Here is an 18,654-nt window from a genome sequence, read left to right on the forward strand (position 1 = left end):
GCGCTCCGCCGGGAGAGACTTCGCGTATGCGCATCACCAAATTCGCACTGGCGGCGCTGCTGCCCCTCGCCGCCTGCAACCTCAACGGCACGGGCGAAAAGGCCGCCTCCGCCCCCGCCACATCTGGCGTCACCGACGCGCTGCTCGCATCCGCCCCCGAAGGCGAGTGGCTGTCGTATGGCCGTGACACCAACGAGCAGCGCTTCGCCACCCTGACCCAGGTCAACGACGCAACGGTCAAGGACCTCGGCCTCGCCTGGTCGGCCGATCTCGACACCGCGCGCGGGCAGGAAGCGACCCCCCTGATGCACGGTGGGGTACTCTACACCACCACCGCGTGGAGCATGGTCAAGGCCTACGACGCCGCCACCGGGAAGCTGCTGTGGTCCTACGATCCCAAGGTACCGCGCGAAACCTTGGTTCGCGTCTGCTGCGACGCGGTCAACCGAGGGGCCGCGCTCTATGGCGACAAGCTGTTCGTTGCCGCGCTCGACGGGCGCCTGATCGCGCTCGACGCCAAGACCGGCAAGCAAATCTGGGAGAAGGCCGTCGTCCCCGATCAGACGAGCTACGCGATCACCGGCGCGCCGCGGATCGCCAAGGGCAAAGTGATCATTGGCAACGCCGGCTCTGAATACCGTGCTCGCGGCAGCATCGCCGCGTTCGATCCCGAGACCGGGGCCGAGCTATGGCGCTTCCACACCGTCCCCGGCAACCCGGCCAAGGGCTTCGAGGACAAGGCGATGGAAGCTGCGGCCAAGACGTGGACCGGTAACTGGTGGGAGCTGGGTGGCGGCGGCACGGTGTGGGATTCTGATCACCTACGATCCGACGACCAACCTCATTCTGTTCGGCACCGGCAACGCCGAGCCGTGGAACCCAGCCCCCATGGGTCGCAGCGGCGATAACCTCTACACTTCGTCGGTGGTTGCGGTGAATGCCGATACCGGTGCCTACGCCTGGCACTTCCAGGAAACCCCGGAGGACCGCTGGGACTTTGACAGCAATGCCCAGATCACGATCGCCGACCTGACGATCGCCGGCAAGGCCCGTCACGTCGCGCTGCATGCGCCCAAGAACGGCTATTTCTACGTCCTTGACGCGAAGACCGGGCAGTTCATCTCGGCCGGATCGGTCATGCCGCAGAATTGGACCACCGGGATCGATCCGGTCACCGGACGTCCCCAAATCGCACCCGAGGCGCGCTACGAGAAAACCGGCAAGACCTTCGTGTCGATGCCCAGCGCGATGGGGGCGCACAGCTGGCATCCGATGAGCTTCAGCCCGAAGACGGGCCTGGTCTACATCCCGACCAACGTCGTCGGCGCGGCCTATCTCGCCGACCCGACTTGGAAACCCTCGGCGATCGGCTTTCAGGTAGGCCTGGCGAGCGGCAAGACCGCGCTTCCCGCCGACAAGGCCATACGCGCCGGGGCGGCGGCGGCGACCACCGGCGCACTCGTCGCATGGGACCCGGTCGCGCACAAGGCGCGCTGGACGGTGCCCTACAAGGGGCCGTGGAACGGGGGTACGCTGGCGACCGCGGGCAACCTGGTATTCCAGGGCAGCGCGGCGGGCGAATTCGCCGCTTACAGCGCCGACAAGGGCCAGAAGCTGTGGTCGTTTCCCGCGCAGACCGGGATCATCGCCGCGCCGATGACCTATGCGATCAAGGGGGAGCAGTACGTGGCGATCCTCGTGGGCTGGGGCGGGGTTTACGATCTCGCCGCGGGCGCGGTCGCCAACAAGTCGGGTTCGGTCCAGAACGTCAGCCGCCTGCTGGTGTTCAAGCTGGGCGCCAAGGGCAAGCTGCCGCCGCCCAAGCCCAGCGCACAGCTGGTGCTCGATCCCCCGGCATTCAACGGCACGCCGCAGCAAGTGACGTCCGGCGGCGACCTGTTCGGACGCTATTGTTCGGTCTGTCATGGTGACGCTGCGGTGGCCGGGGGGCTTGTCCCCGACTTGCGCCATTCGGGCGCGATCGGCTCGGCCGAGGCGATCAAGGCGGTGGTGATCGACGGCGCGCTCAAGCACAACGGCATGGTCTCGTTCAGCGCGGCGCTGAAGACCGAAGACGTCGAGTCGATCCGCCAATACCTGATCAAGCGCGCCAACGAGGACAAGGCGCTGGGAGGCTGACGACGATCGGTCTGCCGCTCATGAGCGGGCTTAGGCCAGGTAAGCGATAACATGTGCGTCGCCGCGCTCGCCTGGCACGCGCACCCGCGCTGGCGGCTGGTCGCGATCGGCAACCGCGACGAGTATCATGCGCGCCCCGCGGCTGCGCTGGCGCGATGGGACGCCAGCAGCGGCATCGTCGCCGGACGCGATATGACCGGCGGCGGAACCTGGCTGGGCGTAAGCGAAGCAGCCCGGTTCGCCCTCATCACCAATCGCCGCGGCTTCGGCGATCCGAATCCGGCACGGCGTTCGCGCGGCGAACTGGTCAGCGCGATGCTCGCCGGCGCGGCGCCACCGGCGGACCTCGACGCCTACAATCCGTTCAGCCTGTTGGCGATCGGCGCGGGCAAGCTGGAATTTCTGACCAACCGCCCCGAAGCTCTGCGCACGACGCTAGGCCATGGCGTCTATGGCCTCAGCAACGGCGCGCTCGACGAACCGTGGCCCAAGACTCTGGCGCTCAAAGCTGCGCTGACCGACTGGCTGAGCGCGAATTCCTCCGACCCCGCCGCCTTGTATGCAATCCTCGCCAGCGAAAACCGGCCAGCGATCGGCCTGCCGCCTCGCGAACCTTCGGACATAGCGGTCGAACCCGCCGACACCCCGCCGTTCATCCGCAGCACGCTTTACGGCACCCGCTGCTCGACCGTCGTCGCCGTGGACAACCACGGCGCGGGCCGCATCGTCGAACGCGGCTTCGATGCCGCCGGGCGTCCGGTTGGGGATACCGCGCTGGACTTCCGCTGGCCCGCCGCTTAGCGGCACCCGCGTCCCCAGCTTCCCGGAGTTTCCGATGATCCCCCGCTACGCCCGCCCCGCGATGACCGCGATCTGGGAGCCCGAGGCGCGCTATGGCGTGTGGTTCGAAATCGAAGCCCACGCAACCGACAAGCTGGGCGATCTCGGCGTGGTGCCGGCGTCCGCGGGCAAGGCGCTGTGGGACTGGTGGGCAACGAACCCAAAGATCGACGTCGCCGCGATCGATGCGCTCGAAGCTGTGGTCAAGCACGACGTCATCGCGTTTCTCACCTGGGTCGCCGACCAAGTGGGCGACGAGGCCCGCTTCATGCACCAGGGCATGACCAGCTCGGACGTGCTCGACACCACGCTTGCGGTGCAGTTATGCCGCGCCAGCGACATCTTGCTCGCAGATCTCGACGCGCTGCTCGCCGCGCTCAAGCGCCGCGCGGTCGAGCACAAGCACACGCCCACGATCGGCCGCAGCCACGGCATCCACGCCGAACCGACCACGTTCGGACTCAAGCTCGCCCAGGCCTATGCCGAGTTTGCCCGCTGCAAGACGCGGCTGATCGCGGCGCGCGCGGAGATCGCGACGTGCGCGATCTCGGGCGCGGTGGGCACGTTCGCCAACGTCGATCCGGTGGTCGAAGAATACGTCGCCGACAAGCTAGGCCTCGTCCCCGAGCCGATCAGCACCCAGGTCATCCCGCGCGATCGTCACGCGATGTTCTTCGCCACCTTGGGGGTGATTGCCGGATCGGTCGAGCGGCTGGCGACCGAAATCCGCCACCTTCAGCGCACCGAAGTGCTCGAGGCCGAGGAGTATTTCTCGCCAGGGCAAAAGGGCAGCTCGGCGATGCCGCACAAGCGCAACCCGATCCTCACCGAAAACCTGACCGGTCTCGCCCGGATGGTCCGCTCGGCGGTGGTCCCCGCGCTCGAAAACGTCGCCTTGTGGCACGAGCGCGACATCAGCCACTCGTCGGTCGAACGCTATATCGCGCCCGACGCGACGATCACGCTCGACTTCGCGCTGGCCCGGTTGACCGGGGTGATCGACAAGCTGCTGATCTACCCCGAGCGGATGCGCAAGAACCTCGACCGCATGGGCGGGCTGGTCCATTCGCAGCGGGTGCTGCTGGCGCTGACCCAGGCCGGGTTGAGCCGCGAGGATTCGTACCGCATCGTCCAGCGCAGCGCTATGCAGGTCTGGGAAAGCGACGGGGCCAAATCGCTGCTTGAGCTGCTCCGCGCCGATCCGGAGGTGACCGCGCGGGTGCCGAGCGAGGTGCTCGAGGCCAGCTTCGGGCTGGATTACCATTTCGCCCAGGTGGATCGCATTTTCGAACGGGTGTTTGGAGCGTAACCCCCTCTCCCAACCCTCTCCCCTGAAGGAGAGAGGACTAGTCAGCCCCACCCTTCCCTTCCCCGCCAATCCGACCTATCGTTTTCGCAAGGGTCACAAGGGGCGAACCACTCGATGGGAATACTGCGAACCATCTTCTGGGTGCTGCTGGCGGTAGTGCTCGTGCTGTTCGCGATCAACAACTGGCAGCCGGTCGAAGTGCGCATCTGGAATTCGCTGGTGCTCGAAACCAAGCTGCCCGCGCTGGTGATCGGCGCGTTCCTGCTGGGGCTGGTGCCGATGTGGGCGCTCCACCGCACGCAGCGCTGGCGAATGCGGCGGCGGATCGCGGGGCTGGAAGCGACGATCGCCCGGCCCAACACCGTTGCCGAAATTCCCGCGACCACCACGCCTTCGCCGCCCGCATGACCAATCCGGTCTACCTCGCGCTCGACGTCCCACAGCTCGATCCGGCCCTGGAATTGGCGAAAAAGGTCCATTCGCATATCGGAGGGATCAAGTTGGGGCTCGAGTTCTTCTGCGCGCATGGCCATCACGGCGTGCATGAGATCGCCAAGCTGGGCCTGCCGATCTTCCTCGATCTCAAGCTCCACGACATTCCCAACACCGTCGCCGCGGCGATGCAGGCAATCCACGTGCTCGAACCTGCGATCGTCACCGTTCACGGCAGCGGCGGGCGGGCGATGATGGAAGACGCCAAGGCCGCGGCGGGCGAGCATTGCAAGGTCGTCGCGGTAACCATGCTGACCAGCCTCGACGAGCGGGACCTCGCACTGACGGGTGTGGCGGGTGGCCCCCACGATCAGGTCCTGCGCATCGCCGATCTGGCGCGCACCGCCGGGCTCGATGGGGTCGTCTGCTCGGGCCGCGAGGTTGCCGCTGTCCATGCGGCATGGAAGGACGGCCTGGTCGTCGTCCCCGGACTGCGCCCGGCGGGCACCAGCCTGGGCGACCAGAAACGCGCGGTCACCCCGAAGGCCGCGCGCGATGCGGGCGCCGGCGTGCTGGTGATCGGCCGCCCGATCAGCCGCGCCGAGGACCCGGTGGCGGCCGCGCGAGCGATCGGGGCGACGCTCTAGTTCAGGCGCGCGCAAGGCTCGCCAGGTCACACCGCAAGCGACCAACCGAGAGGCAACCACCGATGAAGCGTTTTGCGCCAGCCTTGTTGAGCGTGCTCCTCTGCGCCGCCGCGCTGCCCTCCGGCGCGCTCGCGCAGCCCCCCCCGCCGCTGACGATCGCGCCGGGCAACACCCTGCTGACGGTCAGCGCCGAGGGTCGTTCGCTCCGCCAGCCGGACTTGGCGGTGTTCAATTCGGGCGTGACCACCCAGGGCAAGACCGCGGGCGAAGCACTGGGCGAGAACTCGCGCGCGATGACCCGGGTGATCGCCGCCTTGAAGGCCGCCGGGATCGCCGAGCGCGACATCCAGACCAGCAATCTGTCGGTCAACCCGATCTATTCGGACCCCAACCGCGATGCGATGATGGCGGCGCGGGTCAACGGCACGCAGTACATCCCGCCGCCGCCGGAACAGCAGTTGCAGAAGATCGTCGGCTATACCGTCAGCAACAACGTTTCGGTCCGCCAACGCCGGCTGGGCGATTACGGCAAGGTGATCGACACGCTGGTCGCGGCGGGCGCCAACCAGGTCAACGGGCCAAGCTTCCAGATGGACGACGCCGACCCGGCGACCGACGAAGCCCGCATCGCGGCAATGAAGAAAGCACGCGAGCGGGCCGAACTTTACGCCCGCGCGGCAGGGCTGCGCGTTGTGCGGGTTCTTTCGATCAGCGAGAGCGGGGGGTACTATGGCCCGCCGCAGGTGATGTTCGCTCGCGGTGAAGCGGCGATGGCGCCTCCCCCGCCCGCACCGATCCAGCCGGGCGAGCTTCAGCTCAACGCCAACGTCACCGTGATGTACGAACTGGCGCCGTAGGCGCGGGTCAGGTCTCGTCGTTGCTGGGCGCGGCGCCGTCGTCGCTCGGCGCGCTGGCATCGCCCCCGCTGTCTTCCTGCGCCGCCTTTTCTTCTTCCATCTTCTCGCGCACCGCGTCGGCGAGCTCGGGGTCCAGCTCGTTACCCTGTGCATCGAGCACGGGCATCGGCTTCTCGGCGGCCTGCTCAGCCTGGGCGGGCGTCTCCGCGCGTATGGCCTTCTCGTCGGCGTCCGCCTGTGGCGAGGGCGAGCAGGCAGAGAGCAAGGCGGTGGCCGCGAAACCGGCCAGGGCAACAACCGTACGCATCGGACCATTCCTCCAGGATCGACGTCGCGCAGGTCTTAGCGCCGATTTGCTAAGCAATTCTTGTCCTGCGCTGTTCATCGCCGCGCGAAACGCCTAGTCCGCCGCCAATGTCGAGCCCCGCTGTCAAGATTTGCGGCATTGCCGCCCCCAACGCGCTGGTGGCGGCAATCCGCGCGCGCGCCGATTACATCGGGCTGATGTTCTACCTGCCCAGCCCGCGCAACGTTTCTCCTGCGCAGGCCGCCGAACTTGCCGACCGCGCCGCGGGACGCATCGCCAAGGTCGGGGTGTTCGTCGATGCCGACGACAGCTCGATCTCCGCAGCGGCCGTTGCCGGCAAGCTGCAGGCGCTGCAACTCCACGGCTCCGAAACCCCGCAGCGCGCCGCTGAACTGCGCGCCGCCTTCGGCCTGCCGGTGTGGAAGGTGCTGGCGGTGTCCTCCGCCGCCGACATCGCCCGCGCCGATGCCTATGCCGGGGCCGCCGACATGATCCTGTTCGACGCCAAGACTCCCCCAAGGGTGCGCTGCCCGGCGGGATGGGGCTGGTGTTCGACTGGTCGCTGCTCTCGGCCTACCGCGGTGCGCTGCCGTGGGGGCTGGCGGGCGGGCTGACTCCTGCGAACGTCGCCGAGGCGCTTCGCATCACCCATGCGCCGCTGGTCGATACTTCGTCGGGCGTGGAAAGCGCCCCGGGGGTCAAGGACGTGGACAAGATCGCGGCCTTCTGCAAAGCGGCCCGAGAATCGTGAAAGCACCCATGAACGCGACCCCCAACAGCTATCGCACCGGACCCGACGAGCGCGGCCATTTCGGCCAGTTCGGCGGACGCTACGTCGCCGAGACGCTGATGCCACTGGTGCTCGATCTTGACCGGCACTACCGCGCGGCCAAGGCCGATCCGGCGTTCCAGGCCGAGTTCGATGACCTGCTCGAACACTATGTCGGCCGCCCCAGCCCGCTCTATTTCGCGCCACGGCTGACCGAAGAGCTCGGGGGCGCGCAAGTGTGGTTCAAGCGCGACGAGCTCAACCATACCGGCGCGCACAAGATCAACAACTGCATCGGTCAGATCCTGCTTGCGATCCGCATGGGCAAGACCCGGATCATCGCCGAAACCGGCGCGGGTCAGCACGGCGTCGCCACCGCCACCGTCTGCGCGCGGTTCGGGCTGCCCTGCGTGATCTTCATGGGCGCGACCGACGTCGCCCGCCAGCAGCCCAACGTGTTCCGGATGAAGCTGCTTGGCGCGGAGGTCGTCCCGGTCACGGCCGGCGCGGCGACGCTCAAGGACGCGATGAACGAGGCGCTGCGCGACTGGGTCGCCAACGTCCACGACACCTTCTACATCATCGGCACCGCCGCCGGCCCGCACCCCTACCCCGAGCTTGTCCGCGACTTCCAGAGCGTGATCGGCCGCGAAGCGCGCGAACAGATGCTGAAGCGCACCGGCCGCCTGCCCGACCTGCTCGTCGCGGCGATCGGCGGGGGGAGCAACGCGATCGGACTGTTCCATCCGTTCCTCGACGATGCCGACGTGAAGATGCTGGGCGTGGAAGCCGCCGGGCATGGTTTGGACAAGCTCCACGCCGCCAGCCTCGCCGGGGGCCGCCCGGGCATCCTCCACGGCAACAAGACCTATCTTCTCCAGGACGACGACGGCCAAATCCTCGAAGGCCACTCGATCAGCGCGGGGCTCGACTATCCCGGCATCGGCCCCGAGCATTCGTGGCTCAAGGAGATCGGCCGGGTCGACTACACCAGCGTCACCGATGTCGAGGCGCTCGACGCGTTCCAGTTGCTCTGCCGCACCGAAGGCATCATCCCCGCGCTGGAGCCCGCTCATGCGATCGCCGCGGTCGAGAAGGTCGCGCCGACGTTGGGGAAGGACGCGATTATTTTGGCGAACCTGTGCGGGCGCGGCGACAAGGACATCTTCTCGGTGGCGGAACACCTTGGGGTGAAGCTTTAAAGCCCTCTCCCCTTCAGGGGAGAGGGTCGGGAGAGGGGAATGCGTGACCTCGAGCTAACGAAGCGCGCCCGCGACATGCGGAAGGAGATGACCGAGCCGGAACGGCGGCTATGGCTCCAACTTCGAGCCAAGCGCTTCGAATCGGTGAAATTCCGCCGCCAGAAAATCATTCAGGATGAGAACCATCGCTACATCGCTGACTTCGCCGCGAACGACCCCAAGCTGGTGATCGAACTGGACGGGGACAGCCACGACGGACAACTGTCCTACGATGCGCTCAGGACGCAATTCATGGAAAGTCGCGGTTACATGGTCGTTCGATTTCTGAATTCCGACATCATCTCGAATATGGAAGGGGTGCTGGCAAAGATCGCTTTGGTGATCGACGACCTTCGCTTGCGGCCCCCTCTCCCAACCCTCTCCCCCTGAAGGGGAGAGGGCTTCGTGATAACCCGCCTCGCCGCCGCCTTCGCCAAGCCGCACCCCGCGCTCGTCTGCTTCGTCACCGCGGGTGATGGCGACACCGCGGCGATCCTCGACGCGCTCGTCGCGGGCGGCGCGGACGTGATCGAGCTGGGGATGCCGTTCACCGATCCGATGGCCGATGGCCCGGCGATCCAGGCGGCGAACTTGCGCAGTCTTGCGCGCGGGACGACCACCGCCGACATCTTTGCCATCGCCGCGGGCTTTCGCCAGCGCCATGCGCACGTTCCGCTGGTGCTGATGGGCTATGCCAACCCGATGACGATCCGTGGGCCGGAATGGTTCGCCGCGGAGTGCGCCAGGGCCGGGGTCGACGGGGTGATCTGCGTCGACATTCCGCCCGAGGAAGACCCCGAACTCGGCCCCGCGCTGCGCGCGCACGCCATCGCCCCGATCCGCCTCGCCACACCCACCAGCGATGCCGCACGCCTGCCGACTATCCTCGATGGCTCCTCCGGGTTCGTCTATTACGTCTCGGTCGCCGGGATCACCGGGCTGCAACAGGCCGCGCAATCGAGCATCGACGAAGCTGTCGCCCGGCTCAAGGCCGCGACCGATCTGCCTATCGCGGTCGGCTTCGGCGTCCGCACGCCCCAGCAGGCCGCCGCCATCGCCCGGGTCGCCGATGGGGTGGTGGTCGGCTCGGCGATCGTCGAACTGATCGGCGAACATGGCGGCGAGGCACCCGAAATGGTCCGCGAATACGTGGCGACGCTGGCCGAGGCGGTGCACGGCTCCCGTCAGCCGCATTGAGGCCCGGACCGCCATACGGACCGGCGCGCGCATCGTCTTCCCCGGCGACAGGATCCGTTTTCCTACCCCGGCCCACTTGTGCCAAGGAGCGCGAATGACGTCGCTGTGGCCCATCCTCCTGCATTTTTCCCGCTGCCAGCGCGGTAGAGGACTTTTTTCACTCAGGACTGTGGTCCAAGTGGTCCAAGACCTCCGAAGCCGCGAGCTGGCCGGGGGGTTGGGCGCGGCTCAAAGGTCGACTAGAGGATCACGATGAGCTGGCTTACCCGCGTCCGCAACGCGCTCCCCTTCGCGCCCAAGCGCGAGACTCCCGATAACCTGTGGACCAAGTGCCCGGGCTGCGAGGAGATGCTGTTCACCAAGGAATACGAGGAGAACCTCTCGGTCTGCCCGCGCTGCGAGCATCATGGGCGGATCGGCGCCGACGAGCGGCTGGGGCAACTGCTCGATGCCGGATTCGAGGTTCTGCCCGCGCCGAAGGTCAAGGAAGATCCGCTCAAGTTCCGTGATAGCAAGAAGTATCCCGATCGGCTCAAGGCCGCCCGCGCGGCCAACCCGCACGCCGACGCGCTGACCAACGCGGCAGGTACCATCGAGGGCCAGCCGGTGGTGGTCGGAGTGCAGGAATTCGCCTTCATGGGTGGATCGATGGGCATGGCGGTCGGCAGCGCCTTCGTCGCCGGGGTCCAGCGCGCGGTGGCGGATCACTGTCCTTACGTTGCGGTCACCGCGGCGGGCGGCGCGCGGATGCAGGAGGGCATCCTCAGCCTGATGCAGATGCCGCGCACCACCGCCGCGCTGCAATTGCTCAAGGCCGCGGGGCTACCCTATATCGTCGTGCTGACCGATCCGACCACGGGCGGAGTCACCGCCAGCTATGCGATGCTCGGTGACGTCCACATCGCCGAACCGGGCGCGCTGATCGGGTTCGCCGGACAGCGGGTGATCCAGGAGACGATCAGGGAGAAGCTGCCCGAAGGCTTCCAGCGCGCGGAGTATCTCCACGCGCACGGGATGGTCGATATGGTGGTGGCGCGTAAGGACTTGCGCGAAACGCTGGCGATGCTGCTCGGCTATTTGGCACCGGCGACGAAAGCCGCCGCCTGAGCGCTCGGTGAAGGACTTCGCCACCTCCTCCGATCCCGCAGTCCAGCATCAACTCGACCGGCTCGCCGCGCTCTCGCTGCCGCAGGGTCGGTTCGAGCTGGAGACGATCCGCGCGCTGTGCGCCCGGCTCGGCAACCCCGAACGCCACCTGCCCCCGGTCTTCCATGTCGCTGGAACCAACGGCAAGGGCTCGACCTGCGCGTACCTGCGCGCAATCCTCGAAGCGCAAGGCTGCACCGTCCACGCCGCGACCAAACCGCACCTGGTGCGCTACAACGAACGAATCCGCATCGCGGGCAAGCTGGTCAGCGATGCCGAACTCGCCGCGTTGCTCGCCGAAGTGCTCGATGCGGGCGAGGACCTGTCGCCAAGCTTTTTCGAAGTGACCACCGCCGCCACCTTTCTCGCCTTCGCCCGCCACCCGGCCGACGCTTGCGTGATCGAGGTAGGCCTGGGCGGACGGTTCGATGCGACCAACATACTGGAGGGTCAGGCGGTGTGCGGAATCGCGTCGCTGGGGATCGACCACGAAGCGTTCCTGCTAGCCCCCGAAGCGGCCGTGCCGGCCGAGCCGCTCAGCCGGATAGGCTTCGAAAAGGCCGGCATTGCGCGAGCGGGAGTGCCGCTGGTGACGCAGACCTATCCGCTCCAGGTCACCCGCACGATCATTGAACACGCGATGATCGTCGGCGCGAGGACCGCAATCCGCGACCTCGACTGGTTCGCCGAGATCGGCGAGCGGATCGCCTATCGCGATGCCCACGGCGAGCTCGTCCTGCCGCTCCCGGAAATGCCCGGCAGACATCAGGCCGACAACGCCGCGCTGGCCGTGGCGATGCTGCGGCATCAGGAGAGCGTCACGGCATCTCCCGAAGCGATGGCGGAGGGCATCCGCGTGGCCCGCTGGCCCGCGCGGCTGCAACTGCTCGGCGCAGGCCCGCTCACCGCGCTGGCGCCCGGCCGCCGGGTGTGGCTCGATGGCGGCCACAATCGCGACGCGGGCGAAGCGTTGGCACGATTCTTCCGCCCGGCCGGCAAGGTCCACCTGATCATCGGGATGCTGGCCAGCAAGGCACCCGCGGCGATCGTCGGTCCGCTCGAAGCCTCGCTCGCGAGCCTGACCGTGGTGCCGATACCCCGCAGCGAGACGCATCCGTCCGCAGCGTTCGGACCCGATGCGTCACCTGCCGCTGACGTCGCCAGCGCTCTGGCCGCCCTGCCCGGCGACGGCCGCGACGTGCTGATCACGGGTTCGCTCTACCTTGCCGGCGAAGTCCTGCGCCTCAACCAGGAGGAGCCGGATTGACCTTCGCCTGGCGGCTCACCCGGACCCATTCGAGCAGCACGAACAGCACCGCCGCCAGCCCCGCCGCGGCGGTCCAGCGGAACACCGTGGCGTAGCCATACTGGTCGAACGCCTCGCCGGCGATACCCCGGCCGAGCGAGCCGATCAGGAAGGTCAGCGACGAAAGGAGCGCATATTGCACCGCAGTATAGTTCTTGCTGACGATGCCAGAGAGATAGGCGACAAACGCCGCACCGGCGATGCCCGTCGAGATGTTCTCGAAGCTGATCGCGAGCAGCAGCCGGATCATCCTTGGGTCGAAACCGAACAGCCCGAACAACCATTTGAGACCGATCGCGGCGCCGACGGCGTCGATATTGGCCGCGCCCTCGGCAAGGTCGGCGTAGACGAAATTGCCCAGCACCGGCAGGATCGCGCCGATCAGGATCGTCGGCATCCGCCCCAGGCGGAGGAACATGTAGCCGCCCAGACTGATCCCGATCATGGTCATGAAGATGCCGAAGACCTTGGACGCAAAAGCGACCTCGTCCTTTGTGTATTTGAGCTCCTCGAGATAGAACGGGAAAGCGAAGCTGCCCCAGATGTTGTAGCACAAGGTGTAGGTGAGGATCATGCCGAGAACGATCAGCACCCCCCAGCCGAGCCGCGCCGACAGTTCCGCAAGCGGCGAGACCAGCGCGACATAGAGGTGGTTGGCGGCGGTGCGCGCCGGCGAAACGTGGGTGTCGGGCTCGGCCAGGACCGCGTCGCCGCGCTTCATCAGCCAGTTCGTCCCCGCCGAGACGAGCAGCGGCACTGCAACCGTCGCGGCGATGATCCACGGGCCATAAGCCTTGGTGAAATCGCCTACCGAGGGATGCGTTTCACCCGGCGCCAGCGGGGCAAGCATTCCGACCATGAAATGGCCGATCGTGTAGAGCGCCCAAGCCCAGCTTACCCCGACCACGGCAAGCGCCATCGCCCGGTAACGCGGCACCAGCGCGCCTGGTTCGGCAAGCGCCTTGTGCAGCGTTTCACGCTCGGGCCGATCGGTATCGGGTGCGCGCAGCGTCACCAGGATCAGCAGCGCGACCAGCCCGCCCATCAGCAGATAGACCATCGCCCAGCTCATCCGGGCCGCCAGCACCAGCGCCAGCGCCCCGCCCACGATCGAGGCGATCCGATAGCCGAACTGATAGATCGCCGAGAGCAGTTCTACAGGCGTGTCCGCGTCGGCGACGTCGATCCGCCAGGCATCGACCGCCACATCCTGCGTCGCCGAGGCCAGCGCGGCGGCGAAGGCGAATATAGCGAACGTGCCGATGTCGGTCGCCGGATTGGTCGCGGCGAGTCCGCCAAAGGCCAGCAGCATCGCCAGCTGGCAGAGAAATATCCAGCTTTTGCGCCGTCCCAGCCGGTCGAGCAGCGGCAGGTGGAACCGGTCGACCAGCGGCGACCAGAGGAACTTGAAGCTGTACGACAGCCCGATCCACGACAGCACGCCGATGGTGGCAAGGTTGACACCCACCTCACCCAGCCAGGCGTTGAGCGTACCGATCAGCAGCGCATAAGGAAGCCCCGAAGAGAACCCGAAACCGAGCATCGTCGCCGATTTGCGCGATTGCAACGCCAGCTTGAACAGCCGCCAGCCCTTGGGCCGCGGCGGCTGGGCTGCGGGAGTGACGCTGGCTGCGTCGGAGCTACTGGCCATGATCGCTTCCCTCTTGACCCATTTTGCGCGACACTAGCCGCGATTTTCCCGATGGATAGTGCCGATGGCTGACTCCACGCTGACCGTGCCTCACTTGCGCCCGACCGACGGCCAGCTCGCGCTCGCCCGCCTGATAGCCGACGGGTGCCCACGCGAGACGCGGGGCGTCACTCACGTTCCCGCCGCGGCCTACACCGACCCGGCGTGGTTCGCGCGCGAGAAGGCGGCGCTGTTCGATCGGCTGCCGCAGGTGCTCGCCCCCTCGGCGCTGCTACCCGGTCCGAACATGGCGGTGCCGCACGACCAGACCGGACGCCCGCTTTTGCTGACGCGTGACGGCGAAGGCCGCGCGCACGTGTTCATGAACGTCTGCCGTCACCGGGCCACGCGTCTGGTCGAGGGCCAGGATATCGCCTGCGCCAAGCGACTGGTCTGCCCGTACCACGCCTGGACCTACAAGCTCGACGGCAAGCTGCTGGCGCTGCCGCGGCCGGAGACGTTTCCAGGGCTGGACAAGGCGGAGATGGGCCTGGTCGAATTGCCGAGCCTCGAAGCCGGCGGGTTGATTTGGTTTGCGCCGCAGGACACCGATTTCGCCGACGCCGCCACCATCAGCGCCGATTTCGCCGCGTTCGGGATGGCGGACCAGTTCCTGTTCGCGCGCAAGGTCCACGATGTGGCGGGCAACTGGAAGCTGATCATGGACGCGTTCCTCGAAAGCTACCACGTCACCCGGCTCCACGCCGGAACGATCGGGCCATTCTTCAAGGACGGGATCACCAGCGGCGACGCGGTCGGCCCGCATCAACGCTCTGCGGTGGGTAGGGCGGCAGAGCTGGAAGGCGTCGATCTGACCGACTGGGCCCAGCTGCGCCGCTATGTGACGTTCGCATACCAGCTGTTTCCCGCCACGGTCGTGGTAGTCAGCCCCGATTACGTCAACATCATGACGCTGATGCCGCAGAGCCACGAGCGCACGCTGGTCGAGGATTTCATGCTGATCCCCGAGGCTCCCGCGACGGATAAGGCGCGCGATCACTGGCAGCGCAGTTGGGACCTGCTCGACGGCGGGGTGTTCGCCGCAGAGGACTTTCGCGCCGCCGCGCTCGGCCAGCAGGGGTTGGCGAGCGGTGCGATCGCGGAATTGACGCTGGGCACGCTCGAGGGCGGGATCAGCCGGTTTCATGAAGTGCTGGTCGAGCAGTTGGGGAATCACTGAGTTCGGCCTAAAGGGCACGGATGTCCCCCACCCCCGAACCTCGTCCCGGCGATCGCATCGCCAAGCTTCTCGCCCGCGCGGGTGTCGCCAGTCGGCGCGAGATCGAGCGGATGATCGCCGAAGGGCGCATCGCGCTCGACGGCAAGGTGCTGGAGACCCCGGCGACGATCCTCGCCAGCCTCAAGGGCGTTACCGTGGACGGCAACCCTGTCGCCGCCGCCGAACCTGCCCGGCTGTTCGCGTTCCACAAGCCCTCCGGCCTGATCACCGCCGAGCGAGACCCGGCGGGGCGACCGACCATCTACACCGCGCTGCGCAACGCGATGCCCGCCGGATCGCCCCGAGTGATGCCGGTCGGACGGCTCGACTTCAACACCGAAGGCCTGCTGCTGCTGACCAACGATGGCGGGCTGAAACGTGCGCTCGAACTGCCCGCCACCGGGGTGGCGCGAACTTATCGCGCGCGGGTGTTCGGCACCGTCACCCAGTCGATGCTCGACGATCTGATCGCCGGCGTGACGATCGAAGGCGTGCGTTACGGCAAGATCGAGGCCGATCTCGAGCGCGGCGCTGGGCTCAACCGGTGGATTGTGCTGACCCTGACCGAAGGCAAGAATCGCGAGGTGCGGCGCGTTCTCGAATTTCTCGGTCTTCAGGTCAGCCGCCTGATCCGCATCGGTTACGGCCCGTTCCATCTCGGCGACCTGCCGCGCGGGACCGCGGTCGAGCTGCTGAGCAAGGACGTCGAGAATCTGGCCAAAAGCATAGGGGTGGAAATCATCACCGGTCCGGCAAGAACGCCGCCGGTCAAAGCGCCACCGGCCAAAGCGGCAAAGCCCGAGGCGAAGACCGGCGCGCCCAAGCCCGATCAGCGGCCTTGGCGATCTCGCCGCACGCCTCCCAAACAAACCGCCGGCAAGGCCACCGCACGACCCCCGCGCAAGCCCCGCGCGAAATGAGGATCATCGCGGGCGAATGGCGCGGGCGCAAGCTGGGCGCGCCGCCGGGCGACGCCACCCGTCCCACCGCCGACCGCACCCGCGAGACGCTGTTCTCGATGCTGGTCAGCCGGATCGGATCGTTCGAGGGCCTGGCGGTCGCCGACCTGTTCGCCGGATCGGGCGCGCTGGGGCTGGAGGCTTTATCACGCGGCGCGGCGACGTGCCTGTTCGTCGAACAGGACGCCGCCGCGATCCGCAGTCTTCGCGCGAACATCGCCGCGCTGCGGGCTCAGGACCGGGCCGACGTGCGCGCTGGATCGGTGCTTGCGCTCGGCCCTGCCAAAGCGCCACTCGACCTGCTCTTGCTCGATCCGCCGTATGCCAGCGGCGCGGGGGCGGTGGCGCTCGACAAGCTGCTGAGACTTGGTTGGATCGGCCCGGCGAGTTGGATCAGCCTCGAGACCGGGCCTGGCGAGGCGGTAGCTATCAAGTCCTTCACCGTCGCTGCCGAGCGTAAGGTCGGCAAGGCCAGGCTCACTCTGCTGCGGGCGGCCTAGCGAACGCCACCCCGGCCAATGTCAGCAACCCCGCCGCGCACAGCAGCCAGCCGACCCGGTCCCCCTGACCTGCCGCGCCCAGCGCCTGTGCCGCGATCGGGGTCAACGCGCCGCCCATGATCCCGCCCAAGGTGAATGCGACCGAAACCCCCGTGTAGCGCACCGGCACCGGGTAGAGCGCGCTCAGGAACCCGCCGAGCGGTCCATAGACGAAGCCCATCACGAGAAGTGCGGCGCTGAGCAGCGCGAAGATCGCGGTCACGCCGGCGTGGGTCAGGATCGGCCCGAAGGCGAGGCCCAGCACCACCGTCGCCGCCGCACCCCAGGCAAGCACTGGCCGCGCCCCGAAGCGGTCGCTCGCCAGCGCCGCGATCCCGATCCCCAACGCGAGGAATCCGATCGCGCCGAGCAAGGCAAGCTGGACATCCTGGCGTGGGAAGCCACGTTCGGTGGTCGCATAGGACAGCGCAAAGGCGGTCGAGAGATAGAAGATCGCGAAGCACGCGATCACCGCCGCGCTGCCCGCCAGCACCGCGCCCGGATGTTCGCGCAGCAGCGTGCCGAAGGGCACCGAAGGGGGCGGCGCACGATCGCGCGCTGCTCGAAACGCGGGGGTCTCCGCGATCCTTAGCCGCACCCACAGCCCTACCGCGACCAGCAGCGCGCTGGCCAGAAACGGCACACGCCACCCCCAGGCGAGAAAATCCGCCTCGCTCAGTCCCAAACCCAGCAGCAGGAACAGCCCGTTGGCCGCCAGGAACCCCAGCGGCGCGCCGAACTGCGGGGCCGAGCCGAACCGCGCCTCCCACCCCGGCGGGGCGTTTTCAACCGCGAGCAGCGCGGCTCCGCCCCACTCGCCGCCAAGGCCGAGGCCCTGCCCGAAGCGCAACATGCAAAGCAGCAGCGGCGCGACCCAGCCGACTCCATACCCGCTCATCACCGCATACGTCGGCAGAAACGCTATAAGCAGCGTCGATCCACCCATGAGAAGGAGCGAAGCGACCAGCGTCGATTTGCGCCCGACGCGATCGCCGAAATGGCCGAACGCGATGGCCCCGAGCGGGCGCGCGAGGAACGCCAGACCGAAGCTCATGAACGCGAACATCGCCTGCGCCTGCGGCGATTCGGCGGGGAAGAAAAGCGGGCCGAAAACCAGCGCGGCAGCGATCGCGTAAACGTAGAAATCGTAAAACTCGACCGTCGTCCCGGTCAGCGCCGCGCCAAGCACGCGCGCGTTGTTGCGGATTTCATCCATCGCTCCCCCTTGGCGAGCCCGCCAGGCAACTCAACAAAAAAGGGCGCCGGTTGCCCGACGCCCTTTCTTGCGACCCTTACGAGGGCTTCGATTTAACCTTGGGTTTTCGGCCCGCGGATCTCGCTGGCGGGCTTGCCCGGCCAGTACTTGAGGGCACGGCTGCGGCCTTTTGCTCCGCCTTCACCGGGGTTCTGGCAGCTGTCTTGCACTTTGCTGGTGCAGATCGGGTAGGCCTTGTCCATCGATTGCGGCGGCGGGGGGCGCGTAATTGCCGGTGGTGGTGGCGACGGTCGTCGTTTCCGGCGTCACGTCGGTTCCCGAGGTGGTCACGGCCGTGGTCGTGGTGGTGGGCGCTACCGCAGCGTTCGCTTGGTTGGCTGTTTTTGCGTTGGCAAGCTGCGCCTCGATCGAGGCCCAGGCGGCGGCACGCTGTTCGGGAGCCAGCCCATAGACCTGGGCGCGCTGCGCGTCGGTCAGCGCCCACCATCCGGTCTGCTGCACCGGAGTTAGCGTCCAGTAATAGGCGCGATAGTCGTTCGGCCAGGCATCATATACGATCCGCCGAGGGCCGGGCCAGCCGTCGTAGGTGGTCTTCTGCTCGGTCGTCATGGTGTAAGTCGTGCCATCGGCCGCGGTGGTCGTCGTGGTCGTCGTCGTTGTTTCCTGGGCCTGGAGCGCGGGGGCTGCGGCCAACGCGACCAGGGTCGCGGCGCTCGCCAGAAGAAGGGTTCGCATGGGGTGCTCCTTGCGCGATTTCGTTTTCGGGTCGGGCAAAATACGCCGTGCCGCGCAATCGGTTCCGGCGCGCCCTTGCCCGCGCCGCCCGCGTTCCCTACCTGTT

General features: G+C 67.5%; 18 protein-coding genes and 2 pseudogenes. 16 read left to right on the top strand and 4 right to left on the bottom strand.

Going from position 1 to position 18,654, the window contains the following annotated elements:
- The first annotated feature begins 26 nt into the window (after positions 1-26).
- The 7 genes from GKE62_RS18730 to GKE62_RS02665 all read left to right on the top strand — a co-directional run bounded on the left by GKE62_RS18730 (position 27) and on the right by GKE62_RS02665 (position 6,224).
- Positions 27-908, top strand: a complete 882-nt coding sequence (locus GKE62_RS18730) for a PQQ-binding-like beta-propeller repeat protein (protein WP_230206875.1) — start codon at positions 27-29, stop codon at positions 906-908.
- Positions 790-2,139 (top strand): PQQ-binding-like beta-propeller repeat protein, encoded by a 1,350-nt coding sequence (locus tag GKE62_RS18735; RefSeq protein ID WP_230206876.1) that lies wholly within the window; start codon positions 790-792, stop codon positions 2,137-2,139. The genes GKE62_RS18730 and GKE62_RS18735 overlap by 119 nt, the downstream gene beginning before the upstream one ends.
- Positions 2,140-2,190: 51 nt before the next feature.
- Positions 2,191-2,940, top strand: coding sequence for an NRDE family protein (locus GKE62_RS02645; RefSeq protein WP_154690889.1), 750 nt, complete (start codon positions 2,191-2,193; stop codon positions 2,938-2,940).
- Between the two features lie 34 nt (positions 2,941-2,974).
- Positions 2,975-4,288 carry an adenylosuccinate lyase gene (gene purB / locus GKE62_RS02650; RefSeq protein WP_154690890.1) on the top strand — a complete coding sequence of 438 codons (1,314 nt, stop codon included), beginning with the start codon at positions 2,975-2,977 and terminating at the stop codon, positions 4,286-4,288.
- 114 nt (positions 4,289-4,402) lie between these two features.
- Complete coding sequence (locus tag GKE62_RS02655; RefSeq protein WP_154690891.1) at positions 4,403-4,696, top strand: lipopolysaccharide assembly protein LapA domain-containing protein; 294 nt, start codon at positions 4,403-4,405, stop codon at positions 4,694-4,696.
- Positions 4,693-5,367: an orotidine-5'-phosphate decarboxylase gene (gene pyrF / locus GKE62_RS02660; RefSeq protein ID WP_154690892.1), complete on the top strand. Its 675-nt coding sequence runs from the start codon at positions 4,693-4,695 to the stop codon at positions 5,365-5,367. Before GKE62_RS02655 ends, pyrF begins: the two co-directional genes overlap by 4 nt.
- Before the next feature lie 62 nt (positions 5,368-5,429).
- Complete coding sequence (locus tag GKE62_RS02665) at positions 5,430-6,224, top strand: SIMPL domain-containing protein (protein ID WP_154690893.1); 795 nt, start codon at positions 5,430-5,432, stop codon at positions 6,222-6,224.
- Between the two features lie 7 nt (positions 6,225-6,231).
- On the opposite strand, the gene GKE62_RS02670 is transcribed toward GKE62_RS02665, so the two are convergent.
- Positions 6,232-6,531, bottom strand: a complete 300-nt coding sequence (locus GKE62_RS02670; protein WP_154690894.1) for a hypothetical protein — start codon at positions 6,529-6,531, stop codon at positions 6,232-6,234.
- Positions 6,532-6,638: 107 nt separating this feature from the next.
- Here GKE62_RS02670 and GKE62_RS02675 point away from each other — a divergent pair.
- The 6 genes and pseudogenes from GKE62_RS02675 to GKE62_RS02700 all read left to right on the top strand — a co-directional run bounded on the left by GKE62_RS02675 (position 6,639) and on the right by GKE62_RS02700 (position 12,151).
- A pseudogene (locus tag GKE62_RS02675) lies at positions 6,639-7,282 on the top strand (phosphoribosylanthranilate isomerase).
- A gap of 8 nt (positions 7,283-7,290) precedes the next feature.
- The gene (trpB, locus tag GKE62_RS02680; protein WP_154690895.1) at positions 7,291-8,502 is read left to right on the top strand and encodes a tryptophan synthase subunit beta; all 1,212 of its coding nucleotides are present in this window, start codon (positions 7,291-7,293) and stop codon (positions 8,500-8,502) included.
- A gap of 39 nt (positions 8,503-8,541) precedes the next feature.
- Positions 8,542-8,931: an endonuclease domain-containing protein gene (locus GKE62_RS02685; RefSeq protein WP_154690896.1), complete on the top strand. Its 390-nt coding sequence runs from the start codon at positions 8,542-8,544 to the stop codon at positions 8,929-8,931.
- A gap of 18 nt (positions 8,932-8,949) precedes the next feature.
- Complete coding sequence (gene trpA, locus GKE62_RS02690) at positions 8,950-9,738, top strand: tryptophan synthase subunit alpha (protein ID WP_154693522.1); 789 nt, start codon at positions 8,950-8,952, stop codon at positions 9,736-9,738.
- 252 nt (positions 9,739-9,990) lie between these two features.
- Positions 9,991-10,845, top strand: a complete 855-nt coding sequence (accD, locus tag GKE62_RS02695; protein ID WP_154690897.1) for an acetyl-CoA carboxylase, carboxyltransferase subunit beta — start codon at positions 9,991-9,993, stop codon at positions 10,843-10,845.
- A 7-nt stretch (positions 10,846-10,852) separates the two neighbouring features.
- Complete coding sequence (locus tag GKE62_RS02700; RefSeq protein ID WP_154690898.1) at positions 10,853-12,151, top strand: folylpolyglutamate synthase/dihydrofolate synthase family protein; 1,299 nt, start codon at positions 10,853-10,855, stop codon at positions 12,149-12,151.
- Here GKE62_RS02700 and GKE62_RS02705 read toward each other — a convergent pair.
- A complete protein-coding gene (locus GKE62_RS02705) occupies positions 12,129-13,841 on the bottom strand; it encodes an MFS transporter (RefSeq protein ID WP_230206877.1) in 1,713 nt (570 codons plus the stop codon). The genes GKE62_RS02700 and GKE62_RS02705 overlap by 23 nt on opposite strands.
- 64 nt (positions 13,842-13,905) lie before the next feature.
- Between GKE62_RS02705 and GKE62_RS02710 the strand changes: the two genes are divergently transcribed.
- The 3 genes and pseudogenes from GKE62_RS02710 to rsmD all read left to right on the top strand — a co-directional run bounded on the left by GKE62_RS02710 (position 13,906) and on the right by rsmD (position 16,558).
- Positions 13,906-15,060: an aromatic ring-hydroxylating dioxygenase subunit alpha gene (locus GKE62_RS02710; RefSeq protein WP_154690899.1), complete on the top strand. Its 1,155-nt coding sequence runs from the start codon at positions 13,906-13,908 to the stop codon at positions 15,058-15,060.
- A 20-nt stretch (positions 15,061-15,080) separates the two neighbouring features.
- Positions 15,081-15,830 (top strand): annotated as a pseudogene (locus GKE62_RS02715) (pseudouridine synthase); the annotation flags it as partial.
- 185 nt (positions 15,831-16,015) lie between these two features.
- Positions 16,016-16,558 (top strand): 16S rRNA (guanine(966)-N(2))-methyltransferase RsmD, encoded by a 543-nt coding sequence (rsmD, locus tag GKE62_RS02720; RefSeq protein WP_154690901.1) that lies wholly within the window; start codon positions 16,016-16,018, stop codon positions 16,556-16,558.
- On the opposite strand, the gene GKE62_RS02725 is transcribed toward rsmD, so the two are convergent.
- The gene (locus GKE62_RS02725) at positions 16,536-17,813 is read right to left on the bottom strand and encodes an MFS transporter (RefSeq protein ID WP_154690902.1); all 1,278 of its coding nucleotides are present in this window, start codon (positions 17,811-17,813) and stop codon (positions 16,536-16,538) included. The two genes, rsmD and GKE62_RS02725, sit on opposite strands and share 23 nt — an antisense overlap.
- A 180-nt stretch (positions 17,814-17,993) precedes the next feature.
- Positions 17,994-18,548 carry a hypothetical protein gene (locus tag GKE62_RS02730; protein ID WP_154690903.1) on the bottom strand — a complete coding sequence of 185 codons (555 nt, stop codon included), beginning with the start codon at positions 18,546-18,548 and terminating at the stop codon, positions 17,994-17,996.
- Positions 18,549-18,654 lie beyond the last annotated feature (106 nt).

It is taken from the genome of Novosphingobium sp. Gsoil 351 (genome assembly GCF_009707465.1).
In the GTDB taxonomy this organism is placed as follows: domain Bacteria; phylum Pseudomonadota; class Alphaproteobacteria; order Sphingomonadales; family Sphingomonadaceae; genus Novosphingobium.

What these genes read in the sequence shown, in the direction of transcription:
- purB (WP_154690890.1), top strand. Translation starts at nt 2,975, where the DNA reads ATGATCCCCCGCTACGCCCGCCCCGCGATGACCGCGATCTGGGAGCCC.
- GKE62_RS18730 (WP_230206875.1), top strand. Translation starts at nt 27, where the DNA reads ATGCGCATCACCAAATTCGCACTGGCGGCGCTGCTGCCCCTCGCCGCC.
- GKE62_RS02655 (WP_154690891.1), top strand. Translation starts at nt 4,403, where the DNA reads ATGGGAATACTGCGAACCATCTTCTGGGTGCTGCTGGCGGTAGTGCTC.
- accD (WP_154690897.1), top strand. Translation starts at nt 9,991, where the DNA reads ATGAGCTGGCTTACCCGCGTCCGCAACGCGCTCCCCTTCGCGCCCAAG.
- GKE62_RS02730 (WP_154690903.1), bottom strand. Translation starts at nt 18,548, where the DNA reads ATGCGAACCCTTCTTCTGGCGAGCGCCGCGACCCTGGTCGCGTTGGCC.
- GKE62_RS02725 (WP_154690902.1), bottom strand. Translation starts at nt 17,813, where the DNA reads ATGGATGAAATCCGCAACAACGCGCGCGTGCTTGGCGCGGCGCTGACC.
- GKE62_RS02665 (WP_154690893.1), top strand. Translation starts at nt 5,430, where the DNA reads ATGAAGCGTTTTGCGCCAGCCTTGTTGAGCGTGCTCCTCTGCGCCGCC.
- pyrF (WP_154690892.1), top strand. Translation starts at nt 4,693, where the DNA reads ATGACCAATCCGGTCTACCTCGCGCTCGACGTCCCACAGCTCGATCCG.
- rsmD (WP_154690901.1), top strand. Translation starts at nt 16,016, where the DNA reads ATGAGGATCATCGCGGGCGAATGGCGCGGGCGCAAGCTGGGCGCGCCG.
- trpB (WP_154690895.1), top strand. Translation starts at nt 7,291, where the DNA reads ATGAACGCGACCCCCAACAGCTATCGCACCGGACCCGACGAGCGCGGC.
- GKE62_RS02710 (WP_154690899.1), top strand. Translation starts at nt 13,906, where the DNA reads ATGGCTGACTCCACGCTGACCGTGCCTCACTTGCGCCCGACCGACGGC.
- GKE62_RS02645 (WP_154690889.1), top strand. Translation starts at nt 2,191, where the DNA reads ATGTGCGTCGCCGCGCTCGCCTGGCACGCGCACCCGCGCTGGCGGCTG.
- GKE62_RS02670 (WP_154690894.1), bottom strand. Translation starts at nt 6,531, where the DNA reads ATGCGTACGGTTGTTGCCCTGGCCGGTTTCGCGGCCACCGCCTTGCTC.
- GKE62_RS02685 (WP_154690896.1), top strand. Translation starts at nt 8,542, where the DNA reads ATGCGTGACCTCGAGCTAACGAAGCGCGCCCGCGACATGCGGAAGGAG.
- GKE62_RS02705 (WP_230206877.1), bottom strand. Translation starts at nt 13,841, where the DNA reads ATGGCCAGTAGCTCCGACGCAGCCAGCGTCACTCCCGCAGCCCAGCCG.